The sequence below is a fragment of the Cupriavidus sp. GW821-FHT02F09 genome (genome assembly GCF_059421605.1).
Genome location: NZ_JBWKVH010000111.1, coordinates 1 through 729, shown reverse-complemented (window position 1 = coordinate 729; position 729 = coordinate 1). Strand labels below are relative to the sequence as shown.

Annotated in this window: 1 protein-coding gene; it reads right to left on the bottom strand. The window is 64.1% G+C overall.

What is annotated here, in order from left to right:
* On the bottom strand, positions 1 to 729 hold a 729-nt coding region (locus tag AC07XB_RS38995; protein WP_494752839.1), incomplete at both ends, for an acyl-CoA dehydrogenase family protein.

Sequence of the window (729 nt, the reverse complement as noted above, 5' to 3'; positions counted from 1 at the left end):
GTATTCGTTGATATAGCCGTTGCCGCCCAGGATCTGCACGGATTCGCCGGCCATCCAGGTGGCCTTCTCGGCGGTATAGAGAATCACCGCGGCGCAGTCCTTGCGCACCTGGCGCACGTGTTCCTTGCCCAGGGAATCCAGGTTCTTGCCCACCGTGTACAGGTAGCTGCGCGCTGCCTGCAAGGTGGTGTACATGTCGGCCACCTTGCCCTGGATCAGCTGGAACTCGCCGATGCTCTGGCCGAACTGCTTGCGGTCGTGGATGTAGGGCGTGATGACATCCATGCACGCTTGCATGATGCCCACCGGGCCACCGGAGAGCACGGCGCGCTCATAGTCCAGGCCGCTCATCAGCACCTTGGCGCCCAGGTTCTCGCCGCCGAGGATGTTCTCCACCGGCACTTCCACGTCCTGGAACACCAGCTCGCCCGTGTGCGAGCCGCGCATGCCGAGCTTGTCCAGCTTCTGCGCCACCGAGAAGCCCTTCATGCCCTTCTCGACGATAAAGGCGGTCATGCCGCGCGCGCCAAGGTCCGGCTCGGTCTTGGCGTAGACCACCAGCACATCGCAATCCGGGCCGTTGGTGATCCACATCTTGGTGCCGTTGAGCACGTAGTGGTCGCCCTTGAAGTCCGCGCGCAGCTTCATGCTCACCACGTCGGAGCCGGCGTTGGGCTCGCTCATGGCCAGCGCGCCGATCCAGTCGCCGCAGACCAGCTTGGGCAGGTA